A 15,472-nucleotide genomic window follows, 5' to 3' on the forward strand; every position below is an offset into this window, starting at 1 on the left:
GCCCCCCCGCCCCCACCGCCAATAAACAGCCGGCGCCCCCCGTCCCGGTGACTCCCCGGGGCGGGCCCTCCTCCGCGCGGGCGGCTGCCGGCCACGGTGGGCCGGCAGGGACCGCGGGTCCCTCACTCGTCGATCATCAGGCCCTTGCGGAGTCTGACGAGCGTGCGGGAGAGCAGACGGGAGACGTGCATCTGGGAGATGCCCAGCTCCTCGCCGATCTCGGACTGCGTCATGTTGGCGACGAAGCGCAGCGAGAGGATCTTGCGGTCGCGCGGCGGGAGCTCGGCGATCAGCGGCTTGAGGGACTCCACGTACTCGATGCCCTCGAGGCCGTGGTCCTCGTAGCCGATGCGGTCCGCCAGCGCGCCTTCGCTGTCGTCCTCCTCGGGCTGCGCGTCCAGCGAGCTCGCGGTGTACGCGTTGCTCGCGGCCATGCCCTCGACGACCTCGTCACGGCTGATGTCGAGGCGCGCGGCGAGTTCGTGCACCGTGGGGGCGCGGTCCAGCTTCTGCGCGAGTTCGTCGCCGGCCTTGGCGAGGTCCAGACGCAGCTCCTGGAGGCGCCGCGGTACCCGCACGGACCAGCTGGTGTCGCGGAAGAAGCGCTTGATCTCGCCGACGATGGTCGGCATCGCGAACGTCGGGAACTCGACGCCACGGCTGAGTTCGAAGCGGTCGATCGCCTTGATCAGGCCGATCGTGCCGACCTGGACGATGTCCTCCATGGGCTCGCTGCGGGAGCGGAACCGGGAGGCCGCGAACTTCACCAGGGCGAGATTGAGCTCGACCAGGGTGTTGCGGACGTACGCGAATTCATGGGTGCCTTCCTCGAGCGTTTCGAGTCGCTCGAAGAGGGTCTTGGACAGAGCCCTCGCGTCCACCGGGCCCACCTCGTCGAACGGCGGGATCTCGGGCAGATCGTCGATCTCAGGCATTCCTGCCGGATCTGATTCGGCAGGGAGTGACTGGGCAGGGATCTGTCCGGTCGGGTCGGACGGGGTTGTCGACGATGCGGGCTGCCGGGTGTCGTCGGTGCGCAATTCGTCGAGCCGGGGTGACATGGTCTCCTCCATCGTTCTCGGCATATGGCTGCCGATGCCTCTACGCGAAGCTGCGGTGTGCGGCGCCTCCAAAGCCGGCCGTTTCGAATGTGTGCTTCTACGCCTACCTGGGTTTGGCTGAAGATGGCAAGTGCGTGTTGTCCGTATATTGGGCAATATGCGGATTGTTCGGCTACCGGCAGGCGACAGGAAGGCGTAGGGTTCGACGAGCGCAGTCGTAAGCAAACAGTCGTCTAGACAGCAAGAGGGGTGCGCGCGCATGGACCGCGGGACGGTCGGCAGTGCAAGCCGGGGCCGGCTTCACGTCGAGATCCGCCATCACGGCGCCAGCGCGGTGGTGACGGTCTCCGGTGAGCTGGATCACCACACGGCTGATCTGTTGCGTGAGTCACTGGAGGGCTGCGTGGACGACGGCTACGCACGCCTGGTGGTGGACTGCTCACCCCTTGAGTTCATGGACTCCACCGGTCTCAACGTGCTGCTCGGCGCGCGCCTGAAGGCGGAGGCCGAGGGGGGCGGGGTGCATTTGGCGGGGATGCAGCCGGTGGTGGCCCGGGTCTTCGAGATCACGGGCGCGGAGGCGGTCTTCACCGTGCACGACTCGCTCGATGCGGCACTGGCCGACTGACGTGGCGGCGGCGTCCGGAACGTTGCATTCCGGGCACGTAGTACGTGTCACAACTTCCGTACCCAAGAAGTGGGTGTTCTCACCGTCCGGTCGGGCAGGAGACATCTGAATCCGTTGAATCAGTCAGTATCTGTTTTCCGTGAACAGGCGAATCGGTGAGGTGAAGCGCTGATGAGCACCACCCGGCCGTACCCGCCGGGCGATCTCGGCCCGGAGCCGGGCGGCGCCGGCGCTTCCGCCGCCCCGGCGGCTGCCGCCCCGGCGGGTCAGATCCGCCGGCTGCGCCTGGCGGGCACCCGCGGGGCCGTGGCGCGAGGCCGTGACTTCGCCCGGCAGGCCCTGCACGACTGGGGCTGGCTGCCGGCGGCCGGCGCGGACCGGCGTGCCGCGGCCGAGGATGTGCTGCTCGTCGTCTCGGAACTGGTCACCAACGCCTGTCTGCACGCCGAGGGGCCGGAGGAGCTGCGGCTGCGCTGTACGGCCAAAGTGCTGCGCCTGGAGGTCAGTGACCTCGGTACGGGCTCACCGGCGCCGCGCAGTCCGCACCGGCCGGGCCGTCCCGGCGGTCACGGCATGTTCATCGTGCAGCGGCTGTGCCTGGACTGGGGCGTGGTGCGCAACCCCGACGGCGCGGGCAAGACCGTATGGGCGGAGCTCGCCGCGCCGTTCTGACGGGCGGGCGGCTTTCCCTGGGGAACCACGGAAGCGGAGAAGCGGGGAAGAATTGAGCGCGGGCCTTCCGGGCCCGCGCTTCGTCGTGTGCGGAATCTTCCGTTCGGTGCCGCCCGGTCGTCGGGTCCGAGGCCGGAATTCCCCGCTGTCCCGGGCCCGGAGCGATCGGGGCTGTGCATGGCCTTCCCTCGGCAAGGTCCCCGGCGTACCTTGAGCGGCCAATCTGATGTGCCGTCAGGTACCGCCGGCGGTGCGCTCCCGGGAGAAGGGGAACCGAGGTGGCCCGCTTCTACGAACAGCACGGCAGGCGCCCGAGCCGGGCGGCCGGCCTCGCCGTGGCCGTGACGATGGCGGCGGGATCCGCGGTGATGCTCACCGCCCCGGCCGCCCACGCCGAGGTCGTGGACGTCAACTACCAGTGCAAGACGCCGATCGGAAGCAAGGGCGCGGTCTCGCCCATCGACATCAGGAGCACGCCCAGCGGTGGCGCGTACAAGCTCGTCATGTCTTTCCAGAAGGGGGTCTCCTCCAGTCCGGTGGAGCTGGGCAAGGGGGCCATGAAGCCGACCGCGCTGATCCAGCTGGGCGGTGCGGAGAGCGGGACGGTACCGGTTTCCGGGCCGCCGAACGACCAGTCCATTCCGGCCAACACCCCGATCAAGATCAGTGACTTGAGTGGCACGTATACACCCAAGGGCAGCGGCAAGGTCACCTTCACCGCGTCCACCCTCACCATCAAGGCGCTGGGCACCACCACCACCTGCACGCCCAGCAACCATCCGAAGCCCTCGCTGAGCCTCGATGTGAAGGGCTCCGGCGGCGGCGCGGGCGGCGCGTCGGGCGGCACCGGCGGTTCCGCCACGGGCGGCGGCTCGGCCGGCGGGCAGCTGCCGCAGACCGGGCCCGCGGACTCCGCCGTCGCGCTGGGCACCCTCGGCGGCACGGTACTGCTGGCCGGTGCGGCCGGCGCGCTCTGGCTGACCCGCCGTCACCAGCGGGTGTGATCCGCCGCGCGGGAGGCCGACCCGCGCGGTGCACCGCTCTCCCTGTACGCCCCGCCGTTCTCCGGACGTCCCACACCTCCCGTGCGCCCCGCCGCGCCGGCCGGCCCGGGAAGGCACCCCCCCCTCGCACCAGGAGCCGCCGATGCCGTTCCGTCCCCGCACAGCGGTCAGCGGTGCGATCCTCGCGACCGTCGCCGTGCTGCTGTGCCCCGCCGCGGCCGCCGCCCGGCCGGCCGCCGCACCGGCGCCGCCGGGCTGGTCCGCCGCGCCCGCGCCCGGTCCCGGCGTCACGCCCGGCGACCGGGACCGTCCGTACTTCTACCTGGCGGGCGCGCCGGGCACCGTCATGAACGACCGGCTGTCGCTGCGCAACCCCACCGGCCGGGCCGTCACCGTACGGCTGCGCGGCACCGGCGCCTGGATCGCGTTCGCCGACAAGGAGGTGCGGGTCCCGCCGCGCACCCGGGCGGCCGTCCCGTTCACGGTGACCGTGCCGCCCGACGCGGCGCCCGGCGAGCACCCCGCCGCCCTGATCGCGACCGGCGGCGGCACCGGGCGCGGCGTGGCCGGGCGGGACACCGTGCCGGTGCATCTGCGGGTGACCGGGCCGGCGCTGGCCGCGCTGACCGTCGAGAACGTGTCGGTGCGCGCCCGGGGCGACGCGGCGGTCATCCGGTACACGCTGGTCAACCGCGGCAACACGGTGCTCGCCCCGCGGCTCGCGGTGCGCGCCGACGGGGTCTTCGGCCCGGTGCTGCGGCGGGCCGTCCGCGCCCTGCCGGGCCGGCTGGCTCCCGGGCAGAGCGCCGATCTGACGGAGACCTGGGCCGGTCCGCCCGCGCTGGACGCGGTGGAGGTGCGGCTGACGGCGACGGCGGACGGCGGTGCCCACGGGTCCGCGACGGCCTCGTACACCGCGCTCCCCTGGGGTGTGGTCGCCGCTCCGGCGTTCCTCCTGGCGGCGGGCGGCGTCCTGGTGGCCGTCCGCCGGCGACGCCGTGCAGAGAGGACGGGCGGCGTACGGGAGGGCGCGCCTGAGCCGATCGGGAGCGGCGGTGCGCGGCCGGCCGGCGGGCAACCCGCGGACCCGGCGGCGGAATTGACGAGCACCGGATCGGGAGCGCGCGCGTGAACGGCGAAACGGGCAGCAGGGGCGGGACGAGGGGCCTCGGCCGGGCCCGTGACGGTGCGCTCCGGGAGGCGCGTGCCGCGGAGCGTGCCCCACGACGGCGGCGAGGGCGGGCCGCGGCCGCGCTGGTGCTGTGCCTCCTGGCGCCCGCCCTGCCGTCGGCCGCGCACGCCGCCCCGAACGCCGGAGCCGGCCCGGCTCCGTACGCCGCCTCCGCCTCGTACACCTCAAATGCAGCCGCCCCGTACGCCACTTCCTCCGACGGCAGACCCACCATCCGGCTCTCCGCCGAGGAGGCCGGCAAGGGCGGCGGCGTCACCGTGAGCGGCCGCGGCTGGCGGCCCAAGGCCCTGCTCACGCTGCTGATCTGCGGCCAGAACATGATCGGCGGCACCAACTCCTGCGCCAACGGCGACGGACGGGCCGTCACCACCGACGCGCACGGCACGTTCCGCCGCAAGCTCCCGGTCGCCGAGCCGCCCAAGCCCTGCCCCTGTGTGGTGCATGTGGCGACCGTGACCGGGGCGGCGGCCGACGCGGAGGCGCCGTTCAAGGTGGCGGGCCACCCGGTGGCGCCGCTGCCCGAGGAGCGCGGTGGCGGCCGGCTCGCGGTCGTCGCCCAGCCGCGGCTGACCGGCAGCAGCGGCCTGCTGACCTGGTTCGGCGCCCCGCCCCAGCGGGAGTTGCGGGTCACCGTCGGCAATCTCGGGTCGGCGCCGGCCAGGAACCCGGTCTTCCGGATCGGCACCTCCCATGGGGTCTTCGCGCCCGAATGGGCGGAGCAGCAGTGGCGGGGCACCGTCCCCGCCGGGAAGAGAGCCGAGGTCAGACTGCCGGTCGAGCTGCCGGCCGGCGCACACGGGGACTATCTGGTCTCCCTCAAATACGGCGGCACGGTCCTGGTCGAACAGCCCTGGGGCGTCGGCCGGCCCTGGGGCGTGACGCTCTTCTGGGTGCTGCTCTGCGTGGTCGTCCCGACGGCGGTGTTCCGCATCGGGATGGCTCTCGTGGACCGGGTCCGCCCGCACCGGCCGGGCCGCGCTCGCTCCGCGGGCCGGCCGCACCCGGCCGGACGCGCCCACGCCGCCGGCCGGCCGCCCGGCGCCGGACACCGCTTCAGGAACCGGACCTCGCGCAAGCGCGCCCCGGACGCTCCCGGTACGCCGGGCGACGCCGGCCCGCTGCCGTGGTTCACCCCGGACACCGCACCGTCCACCACCACATCAACCGAACGACCTACGTCGAAAGGTTCTGCGTGATGAGGCAACGGAGGAGAGCGGTGGCCTCGATGGCCGCCCTGGTGCTCGCGGGTGCGGGCATCATGACTGCGGCCGGGACCGCCCAGGCAGCGGAGGTGTCGTACAAGACGGAGTGTCTGCCGCCGCCGATATCCGGGCTGCCGCCGATCCAGGGCACCACCAAAGTGGCGGTCAGCGCGCCGGCGACGGCGAAGGTCGGCGAGGAGATCGAGGTGGTCTGGAAGACCATCGAGGGCGCCTCGAAGAACCCGGACATCCTCGACCTGGGCGAGAACACCGTCCAGCCGACCGGCACGATCAAGGTGGCCGGGGCGCAGACCGGCGACCTGGCGATGCAGGGGCCGCGGGAGAACCCGCCGATCCCCAAGGGCGGCGCGATGAAGCTGTCCGACATGAAGGGCAAGCTCAAGCTGGCGAAGCCGGGCGAGGTCACGCTGACGCCCGGCTTCTACAACATCAACGTCAACCAGCCGATCTCGACGGACACCAAGTGCTCGCCCAAGGAGACGGTGCGGCCCGCGGTCACCATCAAGGTGACCGATGGCGGGGGCGGTTCCGGCGGCACGACCGGCGGCGGTACGTCCGGGACCACCGGCGGCGGTACGTCCGGCACGACCGGCGGCAGCACGGCGGGGACGACGGGCGGCACCACGTCCGGCGGCAGCTCCGCCGGTACGGCCTCCGGCGGCACCGACGGCGGCACGACCGCCGGTTCGTCCGGCGCCACGACGTCCGGCGGCTCCGGCGGCACCGGCGGTGACCCCGACGGCACCGCGTACAAGGGCAAGGAGGTCAACGTCCCGTACGCCTGCAAGACGCCGATCGGGGACAAGAAGGCGACCTCGCCGGTGCAGGTCAACGCCGTGAAGAAGGGCGGCAGTTACGACCTGACGGTGAAGTTCGGCAAGTCCGTCATGGACAGCCCGGCGGACATCCCCAAGGGTGCGGTCAAGCCGTCGATGGCCGTCAAGGTCGGCGGCGCGGACAAGGGGTCGGTGAAGGTCGAGGGGCCGACGAACGCCGGGCCCATCAAGTCCGGCCAGCCGATCGAGATCCCCGGCCTGAAGGGCACCTACAAGCCGGGCGCCACCGGCAAGGCCACGCTGACCCCGGGCGTGCTCACCGTCAACGCCCTCGGGACGACCACCACCTGCACCCCGGAGAAGGACCCGGGCGTCTCGCTCGCCCTGGACACCTCGGCGCAGCAGGGCGGTACGTCGGGCGGCTCGGCGGGCGGTGCCGGCGGCGCGGCGGCCTCCGGCGGCGCGGCGGGACCGGCCAGTGTCTCGGGCGGCAGCGGCGGCGGCCTCGCCGAGACCGGAGCCGGCGGCCACGGCGCGCTGACCGCGCTGGGCCTCGTCGCGGGCACCGTCATCCTGCTGGGCGGCGCGGTGTTCACGTTCCTGCCGCGGCGCCGGGAACAGGTCCGCTGACGCGCCACGTCCACGGACGCACGAAGGGGGCGTCGCACCGGCGGTGCGACGCCCCCTTTACGTTGTCAGGGGCCGGCCGGCGTCAGTTGACGCCGCCCATCATCTCCTTGACCCGCTTGCGGGACGTCCAGATGCCGATGCCGCCAACGACCGCGAGGACGGCCTCGACGGCGACCGAGGCCGAGGTGTTGAGGTCGACGTTCAGCTGCGGCGACGTCAGCAGACCCGCCACCGAGTCGCCCGCGGTGACCGCGAGGAACCAGACACCCATCATCTGGGAGCCGTACTTGGCGGGCGCCATCTTCGTGGTGACCGACAGACCGACGGGGGAGAGGCACAGCTCACCGACGGTCTGGATGAAGTAGACCGCCACCAGCCACATCGGGCTGACCTTGCCGCCGTTGGCCGCGGTGTCGATCAGCGGGATGAGGAAGACGGCGAACGAGATGCCGATCAGCCCGAGGCTGGAAGCGAACTTGACGGCGGTGCTCGGCTCCTTGCCGCGCTTGTTCAGCCACAGCCACGCCGAGGCGACCAGCGGGGCGAGCGCCATGATGAAGATCGGGTTCAGCGACTGGTACCAGGACGTCGGGAAGCCGAAGCCCAGCAGGTTGTTGGTGGTGGACTTCTCGCCGAAGATCGACAGGGTCGAGCCGTTCTGGTCGTAGATCATCCAGAAGACGGCGGCGACCACGAAGAACCAGATGTAGCCGGAGAGCTTGGACTGCTCCAGGTCCGTGAGTTCCTTGTCGCGCTTCATCCGGGCCAGCACCGCGACCGGGATGACCAGACCGGCGATGGTGATCGGCATCAGCGCCCAGTCGGCGAAGTTACCGGTCAGCGCGAGCGCGGTGTAGAGGACTGCCGTGGCGGCCAGCCAGAGCAGGCCCTTGCGCAGCATGGACGCCCTCTCCTCGGGCGTCGCGGGCTGGGCGACGACGCTGCTCTCCGGGCTCAGCCCGCGGGTGCCGAGCAGGAACTGGATGAGGCCGAGGGCCATGCCGACGGCGGCGAGCGTGAAGCCCAGGTGCCAGTTGACGCTCTCGCCGACGGTGCCGATGGACAGCGGGGCCAGGAAGGCACCGAGGTTGATGCCGATGTAGAAGAGCGTGAAACCGCCGTCACGGCGCGGGTCTTCGGGCCCGTCGTAGAGGTGGCCGACCATCGTGGAGATGTTGGCCTTCAGCAGACCGGAGCCGATCGCGACCAGGATGAGACCGGCGAAGAAGCTCGCCGACGTGGGCAGCGCGAGCGTGATGTGACCCGCGATGACGACACCGGAACCGATGACGACCGTCTTGCGCGGTCCCCAGTAACGGTCCGCCACCCAGCCGCCGGGCATGGCGAGCAGGTACACCATCGCGATGTACACGGAGTAGATCGCGGTGGCCGTGGTGGCCTGCATATGCATGCCGCCCGGCGCGATCAGGTACAGCGGGAGGAGGGCCTTCATGCCGTAGAAGCTGAAGCGCTCCCACATCTCGGTCATGAAGAGAGTGGCCAGGCCACGGGGGTGGCCGAAGAAGGTTTTGCCGCCGTCGGCAGGGGTCCCCTGCTGGGCGGCGTCCTTCGTCAGGCTGGACGCCATGGATGCTTCCTTGCTGCTACGGGACGCGTTCGGCAGACCGATACGCGCCCGGGTGGGGGGTGGCCGGCACCGGCGTAGTCCCGCCCGCCCTCCCCGTCCGGGAGGCTCGGCGCCCCTGAGGGGCCGACAGGACGGTCGTACCCCGGATTCCACGCCCGAAGGTGCAAGCGCGCCGGACCCGGTCGGCAGGTCGATCACTGTGTACCGGGGCCCTTGTCGCGACCCCGCACACAACGAGGGACCGATGACTCAGTGGAGAGTCAAAGGCCCCGTGGGGGTTGTGCGTCATACGTGCATCCACCATACGACCGGTTCCATCCCGTGAGGGCTGCGTGAGACAACGGTCACATGGCTTACGGGAACCATCGGCGCCCGTCGTTCGATCGCGCGCCCTCGCGCGCGCCCGAGGCTTCCGCAGCTCAGCGCGGCAGTGCTGCAGGAACGGTCCGTCGTCGGCCATCCGCGCTGGTCCGCCCCCTCGGCTCCGGTACATCGGACTACCATCGGGCCATGACCCGTGTACTGCTCGCCGAGGATGACGCGTCCATCTCGGAGCCACTCGCCCGCGCCCTGCGCCGCGAGGGTTACGACGTCGAGGTGCGTGAGGACGGCCCGACCGCGCTCGACGCCGGTCTCCAGGGGAACATCGACCTCGTCGTCCTCGACCTGGGGCTGCCCGGCATGGACGGTCTGGAGGTCGCCCGCCGGCTGCGCAACGAAGGCCACTCCTTCCCCATCCTGGTGCTGACCGCCCGCGCCGACGAGGTGGACACCGTGGTGGGCCTGGACGCCGGCGCCGACGACTACGTCACCAAGCCGTTCCGGCTCGCCGAACTCCTCGCCCGGGTACGGGCCCTGCTGCGCCGCGGCTCCACCGCCGAACCCCAGCAGCCGCCGGCCACCCACGGGGTCCGCATCGACGTCGAGTCGCACCGCGCCTGGATGGGCGAGGAGGAACTCCAGCTCACCGCCAAGGAGTTCGACCTGCTGCGGGTCCTGGTACGGGACGCCGGCCGGGTCGTCACCCGCGACCAGCTGATGCGCGAGGTCTGGGACACCACGTGGTGGTCCTCCACCAAGACCCTCGACATGCACATCTCCTGGCTGCGCAAGAAGCTCGGCGACGACGCCGCCAACCCCCGCTACATCGCCACCGTCCGCGGTGTCGGCTTCCGATTCGAAAAAAGCTGAGAAGAGCCACGAGCCCGTGCGCCGCCGTCTGATCAACTCCACGCTCGCCGTGGTGCTCGTCGTGATCGCCGTCTTCGGCATCTCGCTCGTCATCGTCGAGACCCGCACCATCGAGGCCGGCGCCCAGGAGAGCGTGGCCTCCGAGGCGATCCGGCTCGTCGGGATAGTGGAGAGCCGGCTGGGCAGCGGCGAGAAGATCACCCCGGACGTGCTCTCCGAGCAGATCACCGCCAAGCGGTACGCGCGGATCACGGTGCCCGGCAAGGCCCCGATCGAGATCGGGAAGCGGCCCTCGGGCGATGTCATCGAGTCCCGGGTGCACGGCGACCGTGGCGAGTCCGTCGCGGTCCAGGAGTCCCGCTCCCTGGTCAGCGCGGAGATCGGCCGGACGCTGCTGGTCATTCTGGCCGTGGCGCTGCTGGCGATCATCGCCGCGGTGATCCTGGCCGTCCGTCAGGGCCGCCGGCTGACCGCGCCGCTCACCGATCTCGCGGAGACCGCCGAGCGGCTGGGCTCCGGCGACCCCCGCCCGCGGCACCGCCGTTACGGCGTCCAGGAGCTGGACCGGGTCGCCGATGTGCTGGACGCCAGCGCGGAGCGGATCGCCCGGATGCTGACCGCCGAGCGGCGGCTGGCCGCGGACGCCTCCCACCAGCTGCGGACGCCGCTGACCGCGCTGTCCATGCGGCTGGAGGAGATCACCCTCACCGACGACCCGGACACCGTGAAGGAAGAGGCCACCATCGCGCTGGCCCAGGTGGAGCGGCTGACGGATGTCGTCCAGCGGCTGCTGACCAACTCCCGGGACCCGCGCAGCGGCTCGGCGGTCGCCTTCGACCTGGACGAGGTCGTCAAGCAGCAGATCGAGGAGTGGCGGCCGGCCTACCGCAGCGCCGGACGGGCCATCGTGCGCTCCGGCAAGAAGGGCCTGCGGGCCGTCGGCACCCCGGGCGCGGTCGCCCAGGTGCTGGCCACCCTGATCGAGAACTCCCTGATGCACGGCGACGGGACGGTCGCCCTGCGCACCCGCGTCACCGGCAACCAGGCGGTCGTCGAGGTCACCGACGCCGGACCCGGGGTGCCGGCGGACCTCGGCTCACGGGTCTTCGAACGGACCGTCTCCGGCCGTAACTCCACCGGTCTGGGGCTGGCCGTCGCCCGGGACCTGGCGGAGGCGGACGGCGGGCGGCTGGAGCTGCTCCAGCAGCATCCCCCGGTCTTCGCGCTGTTCCTGGCCCGGGAGGCGGAGCCCGCCGAGGAGTGACCGGCGGCGGAGCGCCCCGGACCACTTCGGGGAGGGGCTACTTCCGGGAGGCGCTGCGCGGGCGGCGGGAGCCGTCGGCGAGGAAGGACTCGGCTGTCTCTATGGCCTCCCGCGCGGGCAGCGTACGGAAGACCCAGGTGCGGTAGGACCAGAAGCGGAAGAGCGTGGCCAGGCCGATGCCGAGGAACTTGAAGAGGTTGTTCTGCAGCGGGCTGTCCCAGTGGAAACCGTAGGTCGCGACGTAGAGCAGACCGTTCTCGATCACCAGCCCGATCGCGCTGAACAGCAGGAAGAGCGACAGCTCCTTGGTGCGGCCCCGCTTGTCGCGGTCCCGGTAGGTGAAGTAGCGGTAGCCGAGGTAGTTGGTGCCGGTGGCCACGACCGTCGCGATGATGCTGGCCCGGACGACGGGCACCTCGGTCAGCTGCCGTACGAGGTTGAACACCGCGAAGTTGACCACGACCCCCGCGCCGCCGACCGCGCCGAATTTGACCAGTTCACGAGCGAGCGCCTCCAGCCGCGACCGCAGTGCGCTCCGTTCACTCATGGTGATCGTTCAGCTCCCCGTCGTGGGCGGTCTCCGCGGCCCGTCAACCCCGGCCCGCTCCCTCATGCTAACCACGCCCCGATGAGGGTGCCTGCCATGCGACGGGGTGCCGTGCAACCCCCGGCGGGCCGTCCGGGTCAGCCGACGGTGACACGGAAGTTGAGGCTCCGGGCGTCCGCCTCCTCGGCCGCGCCGGGGCCGCAGCGCCGGCAGCGCAGCAGCCGTAAGTCCGTACGGCCCGGACGGACGGCCTCGAAGGCGAGGTAGCGGGCGGGCCCGGCCGGCGGCGGGCCGCCGGTGGCCACGTGTGATCCGGCGGCCCTGAGGACGGCCGGATCGGGGCGGGGCTCGGCGATGATCCAGCGGTAGCCGTCGGAGGGGTCGTCGGCGACCCGGACGCTGAAGCGGTCCCCGGGGGAGACCGCGATCTCGGTGTCGTCCGCGCCATAGACCTCCGGCGCGGACAACTGGCTGAAAACGGAGTGCAGGGCGATCAGCAGCGTGGTGATCGCGACGGCGATCACCAGCGTCCTGGTGCCCCTCGATATGCCGCTGTGCTCCATCCGGCCTCCCCATCCGCCGGGCCCGCTCCGGGCGTCGGTCCCGCACCCCGGCCCGACTGCCGGGGCCGTTGCCGATCTTCCCTCGGCGCTCTTCGAACGTGCGAACTCAGAGGATCATCCAAGCCGGTATCGGGGCCGCGGAGCCGGGCGGATACCCTGGGGGCGTGACGTTCCCGGTAGTCGGCATGGTCGGCGGCGGTCAGCTCGCCCGTATGACCCACGAGGCGGGTATCCCCCTCGGCATCAAGTTCAAGCTCCTCAGTGACACTCCGCAGGATTCGGCGGCCCAGGTGGTCGGTGATGTCGTCGTCGGCGACTACCGCGATCTGGACACGCTGCGCGCCTTCGCGCGCGGCTGCGATGTGATCACCTTCGATCACGAGCACGTTCCCACCGAGCACCTACGGGCGTTGGAGGCCGACGGCATCCCCGTCCGGCCCGGCCCCGACGCGCTCGTGCACGCCCAGGACAAGGGGGTGATGCGGGCGAAGCTGGACGCGATCGGCGTGCCCTGCCCACGGCACCGCATCGTCTCCGACCCGGCGGACGTGGCGCGCTTCGCGGCCGAGATCAGCGGGGGCGGCGCGGAGCGCCTCGGTGAGGGGCGGTGGTCGGGCGACGGGACGGACGGCTTTCCCGTGGTCCTCAAGACCGTCCGCGGCGGCTATGACGGCAAGGGCGTCTGGGTCGTACGATCCTCCAAGGAAGCCGAGGAGCCGTTCCGCGCCGGGGTGCCCGTCCTCGCGGAGGAAAAGGTCGATTTCACCCGCGAGCTGGCGGCCAACATCGTCCGCTCCCCGCACGGCCAGGCCGTCGCCTACCCCGTCGTCGAGTCCGTCCAGGTCGACGGCGTCTGCGACACCGTGATCGCGCCGGCGCCCGGGCTCGACCCCGAGCAGGCCGGCCAGGCCCAGGAACTGGCGCTGCGGATCGCCCAGGAGCTCGGCGTGGTCGGTCATCTGGCCGTCGAGCTCTTCGAGACCGCCGACGGCCGCATCCTCGTCAACGAACTCGCGATGCGCCCGCACAATTCCGGCCACTGGACCCAGGACGGCGCGATCACCTCGCAGTTCGCCAACCACGTCCGTGCCGTGCTCGACCTCCCGCTCGGCGACCCGCGCCCGCGCGCCCGCTGGACGGTGATGGCCAACGTCCTCGGCGGCGACTACTCCGACATGTACTACGCGTACCTGCACTGCATGGCGAGGGACCCGCAGCTGAAGATCCACATGTACGGCAAGGACGTGAAGCCCGGCCGTAAGGTCGGACACGTCAACACCTACGGCGACGACCTGACCGACGTGCGCGAGCGCGCCGCTCATGCCGCCGGCTACCTGCGAGGAACGATCACCGAATGATGAAGAGCTCCCCCGTGGTCGGCATCGTCATGGGCTCCGACTCCGACTGGCCCGTCATGGAGGCCGCGGCCCAGGCCCTCGCCGAGTTCGAGATCCCCCACGAGGTCGATGTCGTCTCGGCGCACCGCATGCCGCGCGAGATGGTCGCGTACGGCGAGCAGGCGGCGGAGCGCGGCCTGAAGGTGATCATCGCGGGCGCCGGCGGCGCCGCCCACCTCCCCGGCATGCTCGCCTCGGTCACCCCGCTGCCGGTCATCGGCGTCCCCGTCCCGCTGAAGTACCTGGACGGCATGGACTCCCTGCTGTCCATCGTGCAGATGCCGGCCGGCGTGCCCGTCGCCACCGTCTCGGTCGGCGGCGCCCGTAACGCCGGACTGCTCGCCGCCCGCATCCTGGCCACCCAGGACGCCGAACTCCTCGACCGGATGCGGGAGTTCCAGCAGGAGCTGAACGACCAGGCCACCGAGAAGGGCAAGCGGCTGCGCAACAAGGTCGCCACCCCGAACGGCTTCGGCTTCGGCGGCGCCAAGTGACCTCCTCCCAGCGGGCGGCACGCGATCTGCTCGCCCGCTGGCCCGTCGTCGACGGGCACAACGACCTCCCCTGGGCACTGCGCGAACAGGTCCGCTACGACCTCGACCGGCGCGATATCGCCGTCGACCAGTCCGCGCATCTGCACACCGACCTGCCGAGGCTGCGGGCCGGCGGCGTCGGCGCACAGTTCTGGTCGGTGTACGTACGCAGTGACTACGCGGGCGACAAGGCCGTCACCGCCACCCTCGAACAGATCGACGTGGTCCGGCAGCTGGTCGCCCGCTACCCCGGCGACCTGCGCCTGGCCCTCACCGCCGACGACATGGAGACGGCCCGCGCCGAGGGCCGGATCGCGTCCCTCATGGGCGCCGAGGGCGGCCACTCCATCAACAACTCACTGGCCACCCTGCGCGCGCTGTACCGACTGGGCGTGCGCTACATGACGCTCACCCACAACGACACCATCGACTGGGCGGACTCCGCGACCGACGAGCCGCGCCACCACGGGCTGACGGCTTTCGGCGAAGACGTCGTCCGGGAGATGAACCGCTGCGGGATGCTGGTCGACCTCTCGCATGTGTCGGCCGACACCATGCGCCACGCGCTGCGCGTCAGCACCGCGCCGGTGATCTTCTCGCACTCCTCGGCCCGGGCCGTCTGTGACCACCCGCGCAACATCCCCGACGACGTGCTCGCCCAGCTGCCCGCCAACGGCGGTGTCGCGATGGCCACCTTCGTCCCGAAGTTCGTACTGCCCGCCGCCGTCGAATGGACCCGGCGCGCCGACGAGAACATGCGCGCGCACGGTCTGCACCACCTCGACACCACCGAGGCCGGCATGACCGTCCAGCGCGCCTTCGAGGCGGCCCACCCGCGCCCCAAGGCCACCGCGGCCACCGTCGCGGACCACCTCGACCACATGCGGGAGGTCGCCGGCGTCGACCACATCGGCATCGGCGGCGACTTCGACGGCACGGCCTTCACGCCTGACGGCCTGACCGATGTTGCGGGCTACCCCAACCTCATCGCCGAACTGATGGACCGCCGCTGGTCGGAGGCGGACCTGGCGAAGCTGACCTGGGGTAACGCGGTGCGAGTGTTGCGGGCGGCGGAATCGGTGGCCCTTGGCTGACCTCCCACGTTTTTGGCTTTCCCGCCGTGGTGGTTGCTCGCCGTTTGTGGCCCGCTTCGCGGTGCCCTCGCCGTGTCGCCTGCGGCGGGCGGGGGTCCGCTGCGCGGGG

15 protein-coding genes are annotated in these 15,472 nt (G+C 71.7%); 11 read left to right on the top strand and 4 right to left on the bottom strand.

What is annotated here, in order from left to right; translation table 11 throughout:
* Positions 1 to 122: 122 nt before the first annotated feature.
* Positions 123 to 935 carry an RNA polymerase sigma factor SigF gene (locus tag ACFW5B_RS34480; RefSeq protein WP_386448806.1) on the bottom strand — a complete coding sequence of 271 codons (813 nt, stop codon included), beginning with the start codon at positions 933 to 935 and terminating at the stop codon, positions 123 to 125.
* Between the two features lie 385 nt (positions 936 to 1,320).
* Here ACFW5B_RS34480 and ACFW5B_RS34485 point away from each other — a divergent pair, with 385 nt between their 5' ends.
* The 6 genes from ACFW5B_RS34485 (at position 1,321) to ACFW5B_RS34510 (ending at position 7,186) form a co-directional block, all read left to right on the top strand.
* Entirely contained in the window at positions 1,321 to 1,689 is a 369-nt protein-coding gene (locus ACFW5B_RS34485; RefSeq protein ID WP_018093152.1) for an STAS domain-containing protein, read from the top strand.
* Positions 1,690 to 1,860: 171 nt separating this feature from the next.
* Positions 1,861 to 2,361, top strand: coding sequence for an ATP-binding protein (locus tag ACFW5B_RS34490; protein WP_386448809.1), 501 nt, complete (start codon positions 1,861 to 1,863; stop codon positions 2,359 to 2,361).
* A 278-nt stretch (positions 2,362 to 2,639) separates the two neighbouring features.
* On the top strand, positions 2,640 to 3,365 hold the full coding sequence (locus ACFW5B_RS34495) for an LPXTG cell wall anchor domain-containing protein (RefSeq protein WP_386448812.1): 726 nt from the start codon (positions 2,640 to 2,642) through the stop codon (positions 3,363 to 3,365).
* 142 nt (positions 3,366 to 3,507) lie between these two features.
* On the top strand, positions 3,508 to 4,497 hold the full coding sequence (locus ACFW5B_RS34500) for a hypothetical protein (protein WP_386448815.1): 990 nt from the start codon (positions 3,508 to 3,510) through the stop codon (positions 4,495 to 4,497).
* The gene (locus ACFW5B_RS34505; RefSeq protein ID WP_386448817.1) at positions 4,494 to 5,753 is read left to right on the top strand and encodes a hypothetical protein; all 1,260 of its coding nucleotides are present in this window, start codon (positions 4,494 to 4,496) and stop codon (positions 5,751 to 5,753) included. The genes ACFW5B_RS34500 and ACFW5B_RS34505 overlap by 4 nt, the downstream gene beginning before the upstream one ends.
* Before the next feature lie 29 nt (positions 5,754 to 5,782).
* Positions 5,783 to 7,186, top strand: a complete 1,404-nt coding sequence (locus ACFW5B_RS34510) for a hypothetical protein (RefSeq protein ID WP_386448838.1) — start codon at positions 5,783 to 5,785, stop codon at positions 7,184 to 7,186.
* Positions 7,187 to 7,268: 82 nt separating this feature from the next.
* Here the strand turns inward: ACFW5B_RS34510 and ACFW5B_RS34515 are convergent, their stop codons facing one another.
* Positions 7,269 to 8,774 carry a peptide MFS transporter gene (locus ACFW5B_RS34515; RefSeq protein WP_386448820.1) on the bottom strand — a complete coding sequence of 502 codons (1,506 nt, stop codon included), beginning with the start codon at positions 8,772 to 8,774 and terminating at the stop codon, positions 7,269 to 7,271.
* A gap of 510 nt (positions 8,775 to 9,284) precedes the next feature.
* On the opposite strand from ACFW5B_RS34515, the gene ACFW5B_RS34520 reads away from it, so the two are divergent.
* Entirely contained in the window at positions 9,285 to 9,965 is a 681-nt protein-coding gene (locus tag ACFW5B_RS34520) for a response regulator transcription factor (RefSeq protein WP_018093159.1), read from the top strand.
* 16 nt (positions 9,966 to 9,981) lie between these two features.
* Positions 9,982 to 11,229 carry an ATP-binding protein gene (locus ACFW5B_RS34525; RefSeq protein WP_386448823.1) on the top strand — a complete coding sequence of 416 codons (1,248 nt, stop codon included), beginning with the start codon at positions 9,982 to 9,984 and terminating at the stop codon, positions 11,227 to 11,229.
* Positions 11,230 to 11,266: 37 nt separating this feature from the next.
* Here ACFW5B_RS34525 and ACFW5B_RS34530 read toward each other — a convergent pair whose 3' ends face one another.
* The gene (locus ACFW5B_RS34530; RefSeq protein ID WP_386448826.1) at positions 11,267 to 11,776 is read right to left on the bottom strand and encodes a GtrA family protein; all 510 of its coding nucleotides are present in this window, start codon (positions 11,774 to 11,776) and stop codon (positions 11,267 to 11,269) included.
* A 137-nt stretch (positions 11,777 to 11,913) separates the two neighbouring features.
* Entirely contained in the window at positions 11,914 to 12,339 is a 426-nt protein-coding gene (locus tag ACFW5B_RS34535; RefSeq protein WP_386448829.1) for a protease inhibitor I42 family protein, read from the bottom strand.
* 185 nt (positions 12,340 to 12,524) lie between these two features.
* On the opposite strand from ACFW5B_RS34535, the gene ACFW5B_RS34540 reads away from it, so the two are divergent.
* From ACFW5B_RS34540 to ACFW5B_RS34550, 3 genes are read left to right on the top strand one after another with little or no spacing between them, the layout of a single operon-like run.
* Positions 12,525 to 13,697 carry a 5-(carboxyamino)imidazole ribonucleotide synthase gene (locus tag ACFW5B_RS34540; protein ID WP_386448841.1) on the top strand — a complete coding sequence of 391 codons (1,173 nt, stop codon included), beginning with the start codon at positions 12,525 to 12,527 and terminating at the stop codon, positions 13,695 to 13,697.
* Positions 13,694 to 14,230 (top strand): 5-(carboxyamino)imidazole ribonucleotide mutase, encoded by a 537-nt coding sequence (gene purE / locus ACFW5B_RS34545; RefSeq protein WP_386448832.1) that lies wholly within the window; start codon positions 13,694 to 13,696, stop codon positions 14,228 to 14,230. Before ACFW5B_RS34540 ends, purE begins: the two co-directional genes overlap by 4 nt.
* Positions 14,227 to 15,363 carry a dipeptidase gene (locus tag ACFW5B_RS34550; RefSeq protein WP_386448835.1) on the top strand — a complete coding sequence of 379 codons (1,137 nt, stop codon included), beginning with the start codon at positions 14,227 to 14,229 and terminating at the stop codon, positions 15,361 to 15,363. The genes purE and ACFW5B_RS34550 overlap by 4 nt, the downstream gene beginning before the upstream one ends.
* Positions 15,364 to 15,472: the final 109 nt, after the last annotated feature.

Origin of the sequence: Streptomyces sp. NPDC058773 (assembly GCF_042746015.1) — a bacterium.
GTDB lineage: Bacteria > Actinomycetota > Actinomycetes > Streptomycetales > Streptomycetaceae > Streptomyces.